The 16117-nt window shown below is 39.9% G+C and carries 14 protein-coding genes, 1 rRNA gene and 1 pseudogene; 1 reads left to right on the top strand and 15 read right to left on the bottom strand.

The window, feature by feature from the left end:
* From V6E90_RS21270 to filA, 5 genes and pseudogenes are all read right to left on the bottom strand, one after another.
* Nucleotides 1-654: pseudogene (locus tag V6E90_RS21270) on the bottom strand (putative pilus assembly protein FilE); the annotation flags it as partial.
* Nucleotides 648-2312: a putative pilus system OmpP1/FadL family transporter FilD gene (gene filD / locus V6E90_RS21265; RefSeq protein ID WP_171068328.1), complete on the bottom strand. Its 1665-nt coding sequence runs from the start codon at nucleotides 2310-2312 to the stop codon at nucleotides 648-650. The gene filD and the pseudogene V6E90_RS21270, both read right to left, overlap by 7 nt.
* A gap of 15 nt (nucleotides 2313-2327) precedes the next feature.
* Nucleotides 2328-3464 (bottom strand): putative pilus system protein FilC, encoded by a 1137-nt coding sequence (filC, locus tag V6E90_RS21260; RefSeq protein ID WP_262758773.1) that lies wholly within the window; start codon nucleotides 3462-3464, stop codon nucleotides 2328-2330.
* 45 nt (nucleotides 3465-3509) lie between these two features.
* Nucleotides 3510-4343, bottom strand: coding sequence for a putative pilus system C39 family peptidase FilB (filB, locus tag V6E90_RS21255; protein ID WP_016543170.1), 834 nt, complete (start codon nucleotides 4341-4343; stop codon nucleotides 3510-3512).
* A gap of 397 nt (nucleotides 4344-4740) precedes the next feature.
* Nucleotides 4741-5712, bottom strand: coding sequence for a putative pilus system protein FilA (gene filA, locus V6E90_RS21250; RefSeq protein WP_332606381.1), 972 nt, complete (start codon nucleotides 5710-5712; stop codon nucleotides 4741-4743).
* Nucleotides 5713-6221: 509 nt separating this feature from the next.
* On the opposite strand from filA, the gene V6E90_RS21245 reads away from it, so the two are divergent.
* Nucleotides 6222-7565 (top strand): anthranilate synthase component I family protein, encoded by a 1344-nt coding sequence (locus tag V6E90_RS21245; RefSeq protein WP_332606380.1) that lies wholly within the window; start codon nucleotides 6222-6224, stop codon nucleotides 7563-7565.
* 8 nt (nucleotides 7566-7573) lie between these two features.
* Here V6E90_RS21245 and hisC read toward each other — a convergent pair whose 3' ends face one another.
* The 10 genes from hisC to rrf all read right to left on the bottom strand — a co-directional run.
* Nucleotides 7574-8659, bottom strand: coding sequence for a histidinol-phosphate transaminase (gene hisC, locus V6E90_RS21240; RefSeq protein ID WP_332606379.1), 1086 nt, complete (start codon nucleotides 8657-8659; stop codon nucleotides 7574-7576).
* Nucleotides 8660-8818: 159 nt separating this feature from the next.
* Nucleotides 8819-10111, bottom strand: coding sequence for a histidinol dehydrogenase (hisD, locus tag V6E90_RS21235; protein ID WP_332606378.1), 1293 nt, complete (start codon nucleotides 10109-10111; stop codon nucleotides 8819-8821).
* A 131-nt stretch (nucleotides 10112-10242) separates the two neighbouring features.
* A complete protein-coding gene (locus V6E90_RS21230; protein WP_065343605.1) occupies nucleotides 10243-10905 on the bottom strand; it encodes a DUF4272 domain-containing protein in 663 nt (220 codons plus the stop codon).
* Between the two features lie 141 nt (nucleotides 10906-11046).
* Nucleotides 11047-11736 (bottom strand): ATP phosphoribosyltransferase, encoded by a 690-nt coding sequence (gene hisG, locus V6E90_RS21225; protein ID WP_005239568.1) that lies wholly within the window; start codon nucleotides 11734-11736, stop codon nucleotides 11047-11049.
* On the bottom strand, nucleotides 11733-12992 hold the full coding sequence (gene murA, locus V6E90_RS21220; RefSeq protein ID WP_023270762.1) for a UDP-N-acetylglucosamine 1-carboxyvinyltransferase: 1260 nt from the start codon (nucleotides 12990-12992) through the stop codon (nucleotides 11733-11735). Before murA ends, hisG begins: the two co-directional genes overlap by 4 nt.
* Nucleotides 12993-12998: 6 nt before the next feature.
* Nucleotides 12999-13250 carry a BolA family iron metabolism protein IbaG gene (gene ibaG, locus V6E90_RS21215; protein ID WP_004655594.1) on the bottom strand — a complete coding sequence of 84 codons (252 nt, stop codon included), beginning with the start codon at nucleotides 13248-13250 and terminating at the stop codon, nucleotides 12999-13001.
* 138 nt (nucleotides 13251-13388) lie between these two features.
* A complete protein-coding gene (gene hpf, locus V6E90_RS21210) occupies nucleotides 13389-13730 on the bottom strand; it encodes a ribosome hibernation-promoting factor, HPF/YfiA family (protein ID WP_004655596.1) in 342 nt (113 codons plus the stop codon).
* 169 nt (nucleotides 13731-13899) lie between these two features.
* Entirely contained in the window at nucleotides 13900-15348 is a 1449-nt protein-coding gene (locus tag V6E90_RS21205; protein ID WP_332606377.1) for an RNA polymerase factor sigma-54, read from the bottom strand.
* A 189-nt stretch (nucleotides 15349-15537) separates the two neighbouring features.
* Nucleotides 15538-15873 carry a hypothetical protein gene (locus tag V6E90_RS21200; RefSeq protein ID WP_332606376.1) on the bottom strand — a complete coding sequence of 112 codons (336 nt, stop codon included), beginning with the start codon at nucleotides 15871-15873 and terminating at the stop codon, nucleotides 15538-15540.
* 136 nt (nucleotides 15874-16009) lie between these two features.
* Nucleotides 16010-16117: ribosomal RNA gene (rrf, locus tag V6E90_RS21195) — 5S ribosomal RNA — on the bottom strand; the annotation flags it as partial.

Genomic DNA, 16117 nt, shown 5'->3' with positions numbered 1-16117 from the left:
ATTTGAAGCATTTGAAGCATTTGAAGCATTTGAAGCATTTGAAGCATTTGAAGCATTTGAAGCATTTGAAGCATTTGAAGCATTTGAAGCATTTGAAGCATTTGAAGCATTTGAAGCATTTGAAGCACGTTGAGTTAATGGTACTTTGGGTGCAACTGTTGATTTGTTCTCGATTGCAGGCTTCTCTATAACTAACGGTGCTTGTGTTACCTTCAATGGTTCAGTAACAATTGCAGAAACTTCTTTTGTATCTTTGTTGCTTGCTTTAGATGACGGTGCTGGCTCAGATTTTTGCTTGACGATTGTAGGCTCAACCACATCAATGGTTTTAACTGGTTTAGATGGAATCTGTTTAGATTCGGCTGATTGAGAATATTCAGCCTTTTTCTGCTCCATAGGCACAACAACAGTCTTTACCGTATTGGAATGATCAACGGCTGGTTGAACTACTTTTTCAGAACGTGCTTCCTGTTTCGGCTTATTGGGTTCTACATCCTTTTTCCCAATTTTCATCGGTACAACCATTGGACGACCATCAGGTCCGATAATCGTATAGAAGCCATCCGCATAAACAGCCGAAACACTTGATACCATTAAACAAAGTAATGAAATAGCAAGTGTTGATCGTTTCATCTTTATCTTTTGCATTACCATCTTGTTCTGTAGTTAATCCCAAGTAAAGTGACTTTGGTATTGGTTTTGACATTCAAACCAGCATAGGGGTTGAGTAATAGGTTATTAACCCCAGTCTGGTTTGAAAGGCTACTTGTATTTGCAGGAATATCATCACGGCTGCGTAAGAAACCGAGTGATAAATCCAAATCAGTATCTTGGTCAAAACGATAGCCAATACCTAAACCAAACAATTGTGCATTGTTAATCGGCACCATGGTATTTCGTTTATCGTCTGGAATCGAACTGGTACGCGGCTCATAGCCCATGCGTAACTTCAAACGATCTGTTGCTGAATATTCAAAACCGATTCCCCAACGCCAAGAGGACTGAAACTTTAACGGTAAGGCAAGTGATCGATCCGTAACATCATTTGATAAAATCTGAGCAACTTTTAACAAAGAAATTTGTCGGTCAAATTCAAATTTGAACTTATCCCATGCCGAGAAATCGGTCCATCCCAAATCGAAGTTCACTTGTAAATCTGGGAAGATTTTATATTTAATCCCTGCTTTAAAATGCTGTGGATATTTGAAATCCATAGCCAATAAACCAGAATCTACAGCGGGTGCATAAGCTGGGAGCCCTAGAATCGCAGCGAGAACTTTACCTGTTGCTGATGAATTTAAACCCGCAATTAACTGTTGTGGTGCTTCTGCCACATTAATTAAGTATTTACCATGTAAACGCATCTTCGCTTCACTTTGATATACCATCCCGAAGCTAAAGTCATCTGTTGGCTCCCAAAGCAAACCTAGGTTATAGCTAGGGCTAAGCGATTGCTCCAGTGAGACATCTAATGAACCGACCTTACTAAAAGGGTCCATGCCTTGCTGCGCATTACAGATACCGAAAAGTAAGAGGTCTGTAATAATGTCTCCATTTTGTTTAAATGGTCCACATACCACTTCATCGACCATACGTAATACCCCAATTAACTCATTCGGGAAACGTAAGTCAGTTTTCATGGCAATCGCTTGATAGGACATCCCAAATGAAGCACCAAGATATAAATGATCATTCACCTGATAGCCAAATGATGGCGATAGATAAGTAATACGCTCTAAAGCAACTTGCTGTCCCATATAGTTACTTGGGTTACCATCTTCGGCACCAAAACCCGCAACAAGCGGAGCATATACTGCGGTTGCATAAGTTACTTTCGAACCTGGTGGCTTATAAGAAATCCCTGCCGTTGGCGCAACTAAAGGAGAATTTGGCCCCAAATCTACAATTTTCTTTAAAACAGGAACGTAAATACTGGCATATTCAACATCCCCATGTACTGTTCCCTTAAAATCAGTACAAATGTTCGCATCTATTTCTGGTCCATCATTACAGACCAAAGGATCGTCAGAATAACCAAAAACGTTATAACCTGCTGGCGCTGAGTAATCTCGTTGAATTGCAAAATTAGCCAGAATCCCCTGCACATCTGTTTGCAGACCATCCAGTTTAGCAAGTGCGGCTGGGTTAAAATGAACAGCGCTAATGCCTGGTGGATCAGCGGTGACCGCATTTCCCAAAGCCAAAGAACGCAAATCTACTGATAAGTCTTGTCCGAGTTGTGCATGAGTAGCACCTGATAGCCCTGCTAAAAAAATTGCTATCGTTAATGGACATAATTTAAGGTTTTTCACCATTATTACATCTCCTTAACGAATTTTTTTACCAAAACCTATGATATCAAGTGGGAAAGACAGACCTAATGAGACATCTGGAGCATCTTCAGTTAAGCCAATTCCCACCGTACCATTGACAATTGTTTCAGGTGATACACGTACCCCTAAAGCGAATGACAACATTGCGCTACTTTGATCAGCGGATTCATAACTCTCATTATTTTCAAAGTAGAATTTTGCACCTGTATTAAAGCTTTGCTGATATGACATGGTTAAAGACACGTCATAGTTAAACGAATATGCAAAACCAAAAGAGAATCCGCCACTTAAACCAGGATCAAAACTTTCTAAAACTCGACTTCCTCTTAACTGGTTTAAGCCTGATTCTTTAAAACCGTAACTGGTAGAAACTGAGGCAAACAAAACCACTGGGTCAATATACTTACGTGTACTTGCACCGGCACCGACTGAGTAATAGCCTTTACCCGTAGAAAGTTCATCCACCCCCACTTCATAAGGACTATCCCCAGTTTTAGTAGATAAGCTACCAAACAGCACTAAAGGTAGACGTCCTTGCTTTAATGGAAATGGTTCCCAACGTGCTCCAAAGTTGATATCCCCCAAACCTGCTGTCGTTTGATCTTTTAAAAGTTCTTTTTTCGCAACAAAAGGCAACGAAGCGGATAAGGTCACGTTATCCAACAGACCATATTGAACGGTAAAGGTGTTGGTTAAGGTATGGTTTGCATCCTCTTCAACACGCAATCTTGATAAAGAACTATTGCTATCACTCATCGCCAAATCAAGGCGGCTATCTCTGTAATAGGTATAATCCAAATCATAATAAGATGAGAAAATACCTTTCTTAATTAATGAGTACTGACGTTCATTTGAAGTAAATACTTCTTGTAAATTCGTTTCTTGAGTCGCATCACTCTCTTTCTTTTGTAAGGCACTTGCCGCTTGATCCGCTTGGTTATTCTCAGCAGGCGCTTGAGGTTCTGGGGCAGGAGTTGCTGGGCTTTCAGTTGTCGCATTTCCTTGCACTTCAACTGGAGCCGTCTCTGTTCCAGATTCGACAGGTGGTTGTTGTTCTGCTGCGTAAAGTGTTGATGTGATGGCACTCAAACTCAACGCCAACACACTCATATTCATCCATGTACGATTCATTTTACTTTGCATCCTATTACATTAATTTTACTGATTTTTCTAAACTTACTTCCGCTTGTAATATAAGCGCATATAGGTTGTTATCGGCTGGTTATAAGTTGCTGATTTGGTATCCGCATCCAACACTCGACGCATGGTTGACGCTTTATCCGCAAGACGTTCTAATTTCTGCGTTGGAAATTGAATTTCAGCAAGGGCATACTTATTGACTGTTGCATCTTCAACATGACGCATATCCGCATCTTGTAGAGCCAATAAACTCTTTTGGTATTGTTGAGGAATGTCAACGATAAATAGCGTATTGTTATCCCATATTTCTTTAAACCGAGATTCATCAAAGCTGATATTGCCCAAAGCAGGATCAGCAACATAAACTCTCCCATCTTTATATGCTTTATATACTACAAAATGTTTAAAACCGGCATAAGTAATAGGAACAATCGCGGGTTGTTTTAATGAAATAAGATCGGAAAATTCCCCCCGATAGCCACCGCTATTAATCCCTAAAGCAGAGACGAATCGTTTCATATCCAGTAAAGAAAAACTACGGCGCTCAATAATCCGCTGGTATTCTCCATACTGAAGCAAACCACTCATGGTCTGCTGTTCGGTAAGGCGTAGCCCTCCATAACCATTAAGTAGGGTTGTTAATGCAGCAGAACCACAACTATAGTCGTAAGCTTGACGAACAATTCCCCGAAATTGTTCCTCGACAGCAGGCTTAATCACAACTGCTTCACGATGATTACGAGTAAAAGATGGGTAACGAGAGTCCAAGGTCTCTGTATAATATACAGTTCCCTCAGGTTTTTTTTCTATTTCAAAGGCTTGCGTTGTAAAGTAATACATCAATGCCGAGCCTAAAGCGATCTCTAACATAAGTCTCTTTTTCTAACAATGGCAGCACTTGCCTTATTCATTTTATTTTTAGTGTCAATGACACTACATCCCTGCAAGATGAAGATACCTTTTTTTATAAGAAAATACATCTTTTTTTTGGTTTTTTTTGACGGAATGTTATTTTTTTTATAATTACCTCTACAATTAAACAATTAGCGCCCTTAATAATACAATTAAACAACAAGAAATTGCTGCTAAAAATGTCTTTTTATTCGCTATAAATTACCATAGTGGGCCAAAGATAAATAAACGATAGGCATAAAATAACATCAAGCTAAAAGCACCCTATAATTTACACTCTATACCCTCCAAACCATAAAATTTTCTTTTGAAAACAAAAAAAGCGCAAAATGCGCTTTTTTTGTTTGATAACTGATTAGTGACCAGAAATCGTAATCGCAGCACCGCTACCACCAGCATAAGTCGTTTTCAAACCTTGAATTTCTACGTCACCGATTGAACCCGCAGTTTTGCTACCTAAATGAACACCTTTAATATAGATGTCTGTACCATTTGCAGGCGCTTTGCTGATAATTTTCAAATAACCATCATTCGCAGCTGCAGCACTTTCACCTACGACACTAATATCCGTGTTAACTGTTAAACCAGCTTGACCACTATCGGCTACTTTAATACTATCAAGGTGAATTTCACCCGCAGCAGTACTCGCAACGCCAGTCAACGTTGTTTGACCAATTGTTGATTTATCTAAAATACCGAGATTGGTAATTTCTAAACCAGATGCTAAAGTTGTATTTAACTTGATCATTGCACCTTGAGGAGCAGCACCTAATTGGATGTTTGCATCCATTTTACCTGTTTTGATGCTTAAACCAGATAAGATTGCATTGTAATTAGCTCCATCGTTACCACGCTGAACACTTGTAGTGCTCGCAGTACCAGAAGCAGAAACACCAATTTCACCAACGCTAATATTTAAGCCAGATACTTTCGCCGCTACGTTAAGGAAAGCACCACCAGTTGCAGCAGTACCAGCATCCGTATCAATTGTTAAATCAGCTAGGTTATGAGAAGCCAATAATTCCGCACCAGAGTTATCTGTATTCGGAGTAATAGAGATATCATTAACTACGATTGCACCCGCAGTTGCTGTACCACCAGCACCGATTACACCAGCAGCGCCTGTCGCACCACCATTGTTCGCATAACCATCATTATCATGAATTAATAATTTGTCGATCGTAACAGATGTAACACCAAGACCAATGTTAATACCATCTTGACCAGTTGCAGCGCTTAGTGCAGCATCGTCCATTGACTGCATAGCCATTGCATTTGCGCTAATCGCCATTGAAGAAACTAAAGCTAGTTTAGCAAACATTTTCATTGAGCACTCTCCCAAGAGCATTTATTTTTTGACTTACACTACTCTAAACTGTCCACGGTCGTTTTATTCTTAAATGACAACTTGAACTTCCAATCCTTGAGTAGTTCGCTTAGCAATTACTAAATTACCTGTTTGTTATTTTATGTTCAACTCCTGTTAACTGCTTTTTATCCACAAACCGACAAACGGCATATAAAACACACAAATTCTCAAACCTCTAAAAATTATGACAACATGATGTAATTCTTGATTATTTTTTACGAAATAATTTTAAGTCCCAAATAATAAAGTTTGGCGATGCTCCGTTTATCCCCATCTAAATACGTATAGGAAGTGTTAACAAAAGCGCTTTCTTATTTTAATTTGATAAATACATCATTCATTTTATCTAAGCAATCTACGAGTACAACACTTAATTTTTAAGCAAAAGGCTGGATTATCATCCGTACGATGTTTTTGAATGTAGTACAATTCTGCTCTCTAAATTTAGTGCAAGTATTTCCATTTTTATGTCTTATTTTCAGCAAAAGCTTAACACGCAACTCACTTCTGCATTTGAGCTTCTGTCCCGACTGTATGATTTAACTGGATTGGTTTATTTGCACGACCAAGCTTCGCCTGTGATTGCCTTTTTACCCACAGAGTTTTTAGTTTTCCAGCACGCTGAACTACAACAGTTCCAACAAATACAATTCAATCAATATCAAATTAAATCAGAAGCAAACAGTCCCTTAGAATTCGCTCAGTTTGATGCTACCTCCTCCTCCGAGCAGCCTGATGGATTTCATGGCGGATATATTGGTTTCTTTAGCTATGACTATAGTGCAGATCAATTTATTGAAATTTCGGCTCATCCACAACCTCACTTTTTCCTAGGCCAATACAGCAGCTTTTTAAAGTTTCAGCAGGGTGAATGGTACTTTCATAGCAAAGATGTTCGGGCGGAAAAGATCTATCAATACATTGCCCATTTGATCAATACACCGAAACAACTCAATGCACTATCTTTAAATCAGCAATGCCAACCTCGTTGGTCTAAACAACAATATCGCACTGCATTTGATCAAGTTCAGGAGTACATCAAGGCAGGAGATTGCTATCAAATCAACTTAACCCAAGAATTTACCGCTCAGACACAAGGCTCACTTTTAAGTCGTGCACAAGATTTATGGGAGCTGACCCATGCCCCTTATGCGGGTTATCTCAAAATAAATGATTTCGAATTACTCAGCTGCTCACCTGAATTGTTTATTGAATTCCAAACTCATCGAAAGATAAAAACGCGCCCGATTAAGGGAACCATGCCCCGTTTTGATGATCCTGAGCAGGACAAAATCTCCAAAGATAAGCTCAGTAGTTCTGAAAAAGATCAGGCTGAGAATGTCATGATTGTGGATTTACTTCGCAATGATTTAAGTGTTTATGCAGAAACAGGGTCGGTAAATACCACCAAACTCTTTGAAATTGAGAGCTTTAATCAAGTACATCATATGGTCAGTGAGATCACGGCAACCTTAAAACCCGAGATTAACCCGATGCAAATGTTGTTATCCGCCCTGCCGGGTGGTTCAATTACAGGGGCACCCAAAATCAGAGCAATGCAAATTATTGAAGAATTAGAAGGTGCTCCACGAGGTGCCTATTGTGGCAGCTTAGGTTATTTTAATTTTGACGGAACGGGATGTTGGAATATTTTGATTCGCAGTATTCAGCAATACCAAAATCAATTATCAATGTGGGCGGGTGGCGGGATTACCATCGCCTCTGATGCAGAAGCCGAGTATCAGGAATGCTTTGATAAAATTTCTGCCATGCTTGATTTACTCAATACATGGCAGCAAGCTGAAAATTAGATCAAAGCTTATAAAATTTGCGTTTTAAGGGCATGTACGAAACGCTGATTTTGTTCATCAGTACCGATGGTAATACGCAAGAATTGATTGATTCGTGGTTTGTTGAAGTAACGAACAATAATTCCTTGTTCTCGCAATTGTTGGGCCAGTTGTGCCGCATCATGTTGTGGATGCGTTGCAAAGATAAAATTAGCTTTGGATGGTAAAACCTCAAAACCTAAAGCGGTGAGATCACTCACCAATTGCTCACGACTCGCGATTACCTTTTGGCATTGTGCCTCAAAATAAGCTTGATCTTCAAATGATGCGACAGCTGCAGCAATGGCAAAGCGATCCATTGGATAAGAATTAAAACTATTCTTTACCGCTTCAAGTGCTGCAATCAAATGTGCTTGTGCAATCGCAAAGCCGACACGCAACCCTGCCAATGAACGTGATTTCGATGTGGTTTGGCAAATCACTAAATTATCGTATTGATTGACCAATTGCACCGCTGATTCTGCACCAAAATCGACATAGGCTTCATCAATCACCACCACGCGATCAGGATTGGCTTTAAGCACCTGCTCAATCTGTGCTAACCCTAATGCAATGCTGGTTGGCGCATTCGGATTGGTAAGAATGATCCCACCATTTGCCTGTGCATAATCCGATACATCAATTTCGAACTTGTCATTCAATGGAATCTGCTGGGTCTTCGTTGCAAAAAATTGGCTATAAACAGGATAAAAACTATAGGTAATATCGGGATAAAGAATCGGCTCTTTTTGAATAAAAAACGCTTTAAAAATATGTGCCAAAACCTCATCCGAACCATTACCGACAAAGACTTGGCTGATATCCACTTGTTGCTGTACTGCAATCGCCTGCTTGAGTGCCGTTGCATCAGGATCTGGATAAAGACGTAGTGCATCCGCTTGATTCGTCAAAACTGCTTCAACCGCTGCCACGACTTTTGGCGATGGTGGATATGGATTTTCGTTGGTATTCAGTTTGAGTAAGTTCTGAATTTTAGGTTGCTCACCTGGCACATACGGCTCTAATTCACGAACTTCGGGACTCCAAAAACGCATTTGTTCTGTTGTAAACGTCATTTTATATTCTCTTGTTGCCCTCTCCTAACCTCTACCCAAGGGAGAGGAATCTTCAAACCTATTTCACCACTATAGTGATAGGTCCCCTCTCATTTTAGGAGAAGGTTTGGGAGAGGTTTATATTTATTATAGTGCTAGATCACCATATACACTTCAAACTTAAACTTCATAGCGGTAGCGTGCTGAACGTGCATGAGCATCAAGATTTTCTTGTACCGCGAGAACATCGGCTGTTTTCGCCAAGGTTTTGACACCTTCCTGCGAACACATAATCAGACTTGAACGTTTCTGGAAATCATAAACCCCAAGTGGCGATGAGAACCGTGCTGTGCCCGATGTTGGCAAGACATGGTTTGGACCCGCACAATAATCACCAATCGCTTCTGGTGTATAACGTCCCATAAAGATTGCGCCTGCATGACGAATTTCTTGACTCATCAATTCAGTATCATCAAGGCACAGTTCCAAGTGCTCGGGTGCTACTTGATTGATCAACTCAATCGCTTCAGCACGGTCTCGCACCAAAACTAAAGCACCGCGATTTTGAATCGAGGTTCGTGCAATTTCGGCTTTTGGCAATTCAGCCAAGTGCTTTTCAATTGCGGCATCCACAGCATTTAGAAGTGCTTCATCAGGTGTAATGAAAATTGCTTGAGCAACGGTATCATGTTCTGCTTGAGACAAGACATCCATGGCAAGCCACTCTGCATTATTTTCACCTTCGGCATAGACTAGGATTTCTGAAGGTCCAGCAATCATATCAATCCCGACCTGTCCAAAAACAGCACGTTTTGCTGCAGCAACAAAGCGATTCCCAGGTCCTGTAATTTTATCCACCGATGGAATGGTTTCAGTACCATAAGCCAGCGCGGCAACGGCTTGTGCGCCACCAATCGTAAATACACGGCTTACCCCTGCTAAATACGCAGCTGCTAACACCAATGGATTCAATTCACCATTCGGTGCTGGAACCACCATGATAATTTCAGGAACCCCCGCGACATGTGCAGGCAAAGCATTCATTAACACCGATGAAGGATAAGAGGCTAAACCACCAGGTACATAAATCCCCACGCGATCAAGCGGTGTGACTTTCTGGCCTAAGGTATTACCGAGCTCATCCACATAGCTCCAACCTTCTTGCTTTTGTGCTTGGTGGAACGAACGAATGCGCTTTGCAGCCAACTCCAAAGCTTCACGGATTTCAGTGCTTAAGCCCTCAAATGCAGTTTTCAGCTGAGCTTGGGTTAGTTCCAAATCAGAGAATTGATGCGCTGGATGTCGATCGAACTGCTGTGTTAATTTCAGTACATGTTCATCACCATGCTGACGAACATCAGCAATGATTTGGTCTACAGTTTGTACTAATTGAGGATCATTCACAGTTTCAAATGCTAAAAGCTCAGCAAAAGCCTGTTTAAAGTTCTGATCCTGAGTCGATAAACGTCGCATCAATTTACCCACAAGGCGAATAAGAGAGCGCTAAGTTTACTCTTTTTCATCCGACTTGTGGGCAAGATAACATCAGCATTTCCATCTGCTTTAATAGAAAAAATCATTTTTAGGCTTAAATATTTTAAATTTTATGTGTTTAAGTCAGGATTATCCCAATCTCCATCGCGTTGTATAAGCCAATTTAAAGCCCCATGACGTTCTACAACAACGGAAGCATTTAAATTTGCAGGTGCATCCTGTTGTTTTAAGCGAGCGTCGACACATGCCCAATCATAGCGATAGATTAAATCTGCCTGATCTAAAATTTCATCCACACTTCTTAACTCAACTTGCTGCATAAACTCATCAAATGAATCACACCCAGAAACAACTTGCACTGCAAAATCACAATCTGCAATTGTATCTGGGTAGCCAAGTTCTTTAACGATGCCTAATGCCCAAAGTAAAACCCAGTAAGCTTCATATTTCCAAATCATATTGATGATGTCTTGTTGAGAAACTTCTTGATTTAAAAGACTTTGCTCTTTAAGCGTTAATTCATCAAATACTTCAAATTTATTCAGCAAATCAACGATAAAGTTTTTAGTTTCCTCATCAAATTGCTGATTATTTAAATCACAAGCCACTTGAATCATGATCAAACATGCAATTGCCCTTTTGGCAATACTTTCAGCGGAACGAGCGATCACCTCATCAGCCGATTCAATATGCGGTAACCATTCTATATAAGGAATAGACTGAGCTTGTAATTTTAAAATTGACTCTTGTTTACGCTGTAAGGGCGTTTTCATTGTTATTACTCATCACCAAACAATACGCCCTTTTAGCACATCCACAAATCAAAAAGGAAGGCATTCTTTCACTGAATCAGAAGATTAAGTTATAAAAAACCGTTCAAAAGAACGGTTTTTTTAGAATCATCATGCAAGAAATTACGCTGAACGAGATTTCACAGCCTCTTCAAGTTGCGTCAAAATCGGATTTAACACCGCTTGCTTACGTTTAAAGCTAGCTTTGTTCACAATCAGGCGTGAAGACACTTTGCAAATTTCTTCTAAAGGCTCTAAACCATTGGCACGCAAGGTGTTGCCTGTGTCAACGACGTCAACAATGTAATCGCCTAACCCGACCAAAGGTGCAAGTTCCATCGATCCGTAAAGTTTAATCACATCCACCTGCTCACCTAAACTTGCATAGTATTGGCGAGTAAGATTCACGTACTTGGTTGCAATTTTTAAACGACCTTTCGGACGCTCCATTCCAACTTTACCTGCAGTCATTAACTTACAATTGGCAATCTTTAGATCAAGCAATTCATAGACATGTTGTGCACCATGTTCCATCAATACATCTTTACCTGCCACACCAAAATCCGCTGCACCATTTTCAACATAAGTCGGTACATCGGAAGCACGTAAAATCAAAATACGAACTTTTTTATGTGTGGTTGGAAAAATCAGCTTACGTGATTTATCAGGATCTTCCAATAAGTTGATGCCTGCATTTTCAAGTAAGGGCAATGTTTCCTTTAAGATACGACCTTTACTGAGTGCTAAAGTTAAACCATGATCAAAATTGCCCATTACGTCAAAATTTGGATCATCGTTTCTTAAGTCATTCATCCTTTTACTCGCTTAATCTGAGCACCTAAACTTTGCAATTTTTCTTCAATGTGTTCATAACCACGATCAATGTGATAGATACGATCTACCAATGTTTCGCCTTCTGCCACCAATGCAGCCAGAACCAATGAGAATGAAGCACGTAAATCGGTTGCCATCACAGGTGCTGCTTGCAGTTTTTCAACTCCAGTGACCACAGCATCATGACCTTCCACTTGAATATTCGCACCCATACGTGAAAGTTCTGGGACATGCATAAAACGATTTTCAAAAATCGTTTCAGAAATTGTTGCAAAACCACGGCCAACGGCATTGACCGCCATGATTTGCGCTTGCATATCAGTTGGGAATTCAGGATGAGGTAAAGTTCTAAAGCTCACCGCTTTTGGACGTTTACCTTGCATATCCAATTCAATCCAGTCATCGCCACGGGTCACTTCCGCACCCATTTCTTCAAACTTATCTAAGACAGCTTCAAGCAAAGTTGGATCCGTATGTGTGGTCTTTACTCGCCCACCCGTAATGGCAGCAGCAGCTAAATATGAACCCGTTTCAATGCGGTCAGCAACCACAGCATATTCACAGCCATGCAGGCTTTCAACACCAGTAACGATTAAAGTATCGGTATCAATACCTTCAATTTTGGCACCCATTTTAATGAGCATTTGCGCAAGATCAGTGATCTCTGGTTCACGTGCTGCATTACGAATTGTGGTCACACCCTCAGCCAAAGCAGCAGCCATCAAGATATTTTCAGTACCACCCACGGTCACCATATCAAAAACAACTTCACCACCTTTTAAGCGACCATCAACTGAAGCATGTACATAGCCATTTTCAACTTCAATTTGCGCACCCAAAGCTTCTAATGCTTTTAAGTGTTGATCCACTGGACGTGAACCAATCGCACAGCCACCTGGTAACGAAACTTTGGCATTGCCATAACGCGCCAAGAGTGGTCCGAGGACTAAAATTGAAGCACGCATGGTTTTAACCAGCTCATAAGGTGCAAACTGGTTGTCTAATGTCGATGCATCAGCACGAACCGTTTCACCTTCATAGCTCATGGTCACACCAAGGCCAGCAATCAGTTTAACGAGCGTGTTTACATCTTTTAGATTTGGAACATTCGTCAGCGTAATCGGAGAGTCAGCAAGGATCATTGCTGCAAGTAAAGGTAAAGCCGCATTTTTAGCGCCAGAAATGCGTACTTCGCCCTCGAGCTTAACACCACCCGTAATTAAAAATTTATCCATTAATATTTAAGCTCCGAAAAGGCTTGCTTTGCGCCATTCGTCTTTTGTCATTGCGCGAATCGTAACAGCGTGAACTTCACCACTCGCAATATAAGAATTTAGAGGTGCATAAACCGATTGTTGACGAGCAACGGTACGTTTACCTTCAAACTGATCATCAACAATACGCAGGTCAAATTTTCCAGCTTGTCCGCTCACCGCTACTTCTGCTTCAGGGAAAGCTTCTTTTAAAATTTGCGTGAGCTGCTCACTATTCATTCCAAGACCTCTTATACAACCATTGGTGTAAAACGAGCTATTTTACTATAACTTTTTCACATAATTCAGTAAGCAGTTTCTTTTTTTATCTATAAAAAAAAGAGGCCCCACAAAAAGCCTCTTTTATAAAAATAAAAACTAACTCAAAAGTGCCAGTTCATGCTGATAAGAACATTGAATTTTTCGATGTTTCGCAAGCTGACGTTTTAATTTATCTGTCAATTTTCTTATCGAAGTATACATATCATCGGCTGTCGCCTGTGCAAACAGTTCCACCCCCGGCAAACGGATAATTGCTTCAGCAATATGGTTTGCACTGCCTTTGTGTGAACGTTTATCAATTTGATGATCTTTAGCCAGTTTGATTTGCATACTATTGACCTGATCGAGATGCTTGGTCATTTGACTAAACTTTTCTTTTATATTTTCTTCAATTGCTGGCGTAATGGTTAAATGGTGTCCACGAATCGTTATTTGCATAATTCTATCCCTCACCTTTTTTTCTCAGGATACAAGACAATCGCTCAAGCTAATTTAATGCATATCAGTGGTTCAACATCCATTAAATCATTTTCAGCGACTCCTCTAGTGACTATAAAAATTCATTATTCCGTAATAATGAACACCTAGAATAGTCACACCTTAAAATTTAGATCAAGACTTTTCTTTCAGAAGATGAAGGAATATGTAACGATTCGCGATATTTTGCCACGGTGCGACGAGCCACCTCAATCCCTTCATCCTTCAACATTTCAGCGATTGCATTATCAGACAAAGGCTTACGTGGATTTTCGTTCGATACCAGTTTTTTAATCATGGCACGTATTGCAGTTGATGATGCTTCACCGCCCGTTGTGGTTCCCACATGGCTAGAAAAAAAGTATTTCAACTCAAATAAACCACGCGGTGTCAGCATATATTTATTGGTGGTCACACGTGAAACAGTTGATTCATGCAATTCAACTTCTTCTGCTACATCACGAAGCACCAAAGGTTTCATCGCCTCTGGCCCTTGCTCCAAAAATGCACGCTGATGTTCAACAATACAGGTCGCAACTTTCAACAATGTTTTATGTCGTTCATCGATGCTTTTAATAAAATTCTTCGCTTCCAGCATTTGATTACGCAGATAGACATTATCCTCACTTTGATCAGCTCGACGAATCATGCCTGAATAAAAAGAATTGATTCTGAGTTTCGGCATTACATCTGGATTGAGTTGGACTTGCCAATGTTGGTCTTTTTTTGCCACCACCACATCTGGCACTTGATACTCAGACTCTTGCTGATTAAATTCCAAACCAGGATAAGGCTTCAAAGTCTTGAGTAAATCGACCGCACTTTTTAAGTGTTCTTTGGATAGTCCCGTTTGTTTTAATAATTTATTCAAATCATTTGAAATCAATAACTCATAGTATTTTAATAGATTTCTAGCTTCAGCAAGATAAGGAACTTTTTCATTAAATGTTTCAAGCTGGATCGCTAAGCATTCAGCCAAATTTCTTGACCCAACCCCAATTGGATCTAAACGTTGAATATGTTTTAAAACTACAATGATTTCATCTTCTTCAACTTCTTCTTCACTTTCCATTTCTTGTAATAAGCGGGAAACTGCAAGCAGGATATCGTCCAATTCTGCATCTAAAAACCCTTTATCATCTAAGGAATCGACAATGCAATATGCAATCAGTTTATCTACAGTCGAAAAATGCAAAAGATTCACTTGATCTAAAATATGCTCTTTTAGGCTTAATTGTATCTGACGATTATCTTCTCTTTCTTCGTATTCTGGTGAGCCTAAGGACGTCGATTGATGGGTATAAATATCATCCCATTCAGTATCAACAGGTAAATCATTGGGAAGATGATCAGCATTGAGTTCAGTAGTTAAGTCCCCTGTCTCTTTTGCTTCTAAGGTTGAAAGGCTTTCTGTTGTTCCAAGCTCTTCAATCTTTTCCAATAAGGGGTTACTGTCTAATTGAATCTGGATTTCTTGTTCGAGTTCTAAACTTGAGAGTTGTAAAAGACGTATGGCCTGTTGTAATTGAGGAGTCAACGATAAACTGTTCGCTACTTTCAATCCAACAGATAATTTCATAGTCTTTCCTTTTATTAAAATAAGCAAAAAACATGCCTATAAAAATATTTATAACATAAAGCAATGTTTACGCATATAAGGAAAAAGCCTTTCAACTGACTTATCTGTTCAAAAAACTAGCAAAACTACAAATATTTATTGTAATGGAGCGCTTACTCCTCATTTAGCAAACGTGCGAACAACATAGAATTATTTTAGATTTTGCTGCTTTAGGCATTCGATCATTTCATCCAATACTTTTTGCCCCATCGTTGTTCGCACAAGTTCATTTAAATCCCCTGCTAAGAAATCAGACCAAGTCGTACTCGTTGAACCAGAAGAAAGCGCATAACGTCCACAAGCTGACCAGACCTTTTGATCTGATGTAATAGAAGCTAAATACAGCTCACCCTCAGGATCATCCAATATCCATTCTCGAATAACTCTAGGTGCTTGATATTGTTGCTTAGGTTTTTCCAACCACTTCCATACTAAAAAACCTAAATAGACAACTCCAATCGCTGATAAAAGTGTATGGAAAATCATGTCAGTCCTAATATCATTTCTTATTTACATTTAATCAGGATAAAAATAGCACAACTATTTAAATATTGACTTATCTTTTCTCCCCGCAATAAAAAACACCCCCTCAGCGTTAGCGGAGGGGGTGTTTAGATTTAAAAGCTGGCGATGACTTACTCTCACATGGCAAGTGCCACACTACCATCAGCGCTAAGAGGTTTCACTTCTGAGTTCGGGAAGGGATCAGGTGGTTCACTCTTGCTATTGT

Source organism: Acinetobacter sp. ESBL14, assembly GCF_036668815.1.
GTDB classification, from domain to species: domain Bacteria; phylum Pseudomonadota; class Gammaproteobacteria; order Pseudomonadales; family Moraxellaceae; genus Acinetobacter; species Acinetobacter gyllenbergii.
This window is presented reverse-complemented; position numbering and strand designations above follow the sequence as displayed.

Excerpts from the sequence above, each read along its gene's own strand:
- filC (WP_262758773.1), bottom strand. The coding sequence starts at position 3,464 with ATGAATCGTACATGGATGAATATGAGTGTGTTGGCGTTGAGTTTGAGT.
- filB (WP_016543170.1), bottom strand. The coding sequence starts at position 4,343 with ATGTTAGAGATCGCTTTAGGCTCGGCATTGATGTATTACTTTACAACG.
- filA (WP_332606381.1), bottom strand. The coding sequence starts at position 5,712 with ATGAAAATGTTTGCTAAACTAGCTTTAGTTTCTTCAATGGCGATTAGC.
- V6E90_RS21245 (WP_332606380.1), top strand. The coding sequence starts at position 6,222 with ATGTCTTATTTTCAGCAAAAGCTTAACACGCAACTCACTTCTGCATTT.
- hisC (WP_332606379.1), bottom strand. The coding sequence starts at position 8,659 with ATGACGTTTACAACAGAACAAATGCGTTTTTGGAGTCCCGAAGTTCGT.
- hisD (WP_332606378.1), bottom strand. The coding sequence starts at position 10,111 with ATGCGACGTTTATCGACTCAGGATCAGAACTTTAAACAGGCTTTTGCT.
- V6E90_RS21230 (WP_065343605.1), bottom strand. The coding sequence starts at position 10,905 with ATGAAAACGCCCTTACAGCGTAAACAAGAGTCAATTTTAAAATTACAA.
- hisG (WP_005239568.1), bottom strand. The coding sequence starts at position 11,736 with ATGAATGACTTAAGAAACGATGATCCAAATTTTGACGTAATGGGCAAT.
- murA (WP_023270762.1), bottom strand. The coding sequence starts at position 12,992 with ATGGATAAATTTTTAATTACGGGTGGTGTTAAGCTCGAGGGCGAAGTA.
- ibaG (WP_004655594.1), bottom strand. The coding sequence starts at position 13,250 with ATGAATAGTGAGCAGCTCACGCAAATTTTAAAAGAAGCTTTCCCTGAA.
- hpf (WP_004655596.1), bottom strand. The coding sequence starts at position 13,730 with ATGCAAATAACGATTCGTGGACACCATTTAACCATTACGCCAGCAATT.
- V6E90_RS21205 (WP_332606377.1), bottom strand. The coding sequence starts at position 15,348 with ATGAAATTATCTGTTGGATTGAAAGTAGCGAACAGTTTATCGTTGACT.
- V6E90_RS21200 (WP_332606376.1), bottom strand. The coding sequence starts at position 15,873 with ATGATTTTCCATACACTTTTATCAGCGATTGGAGTTGTCTATTTAGGT.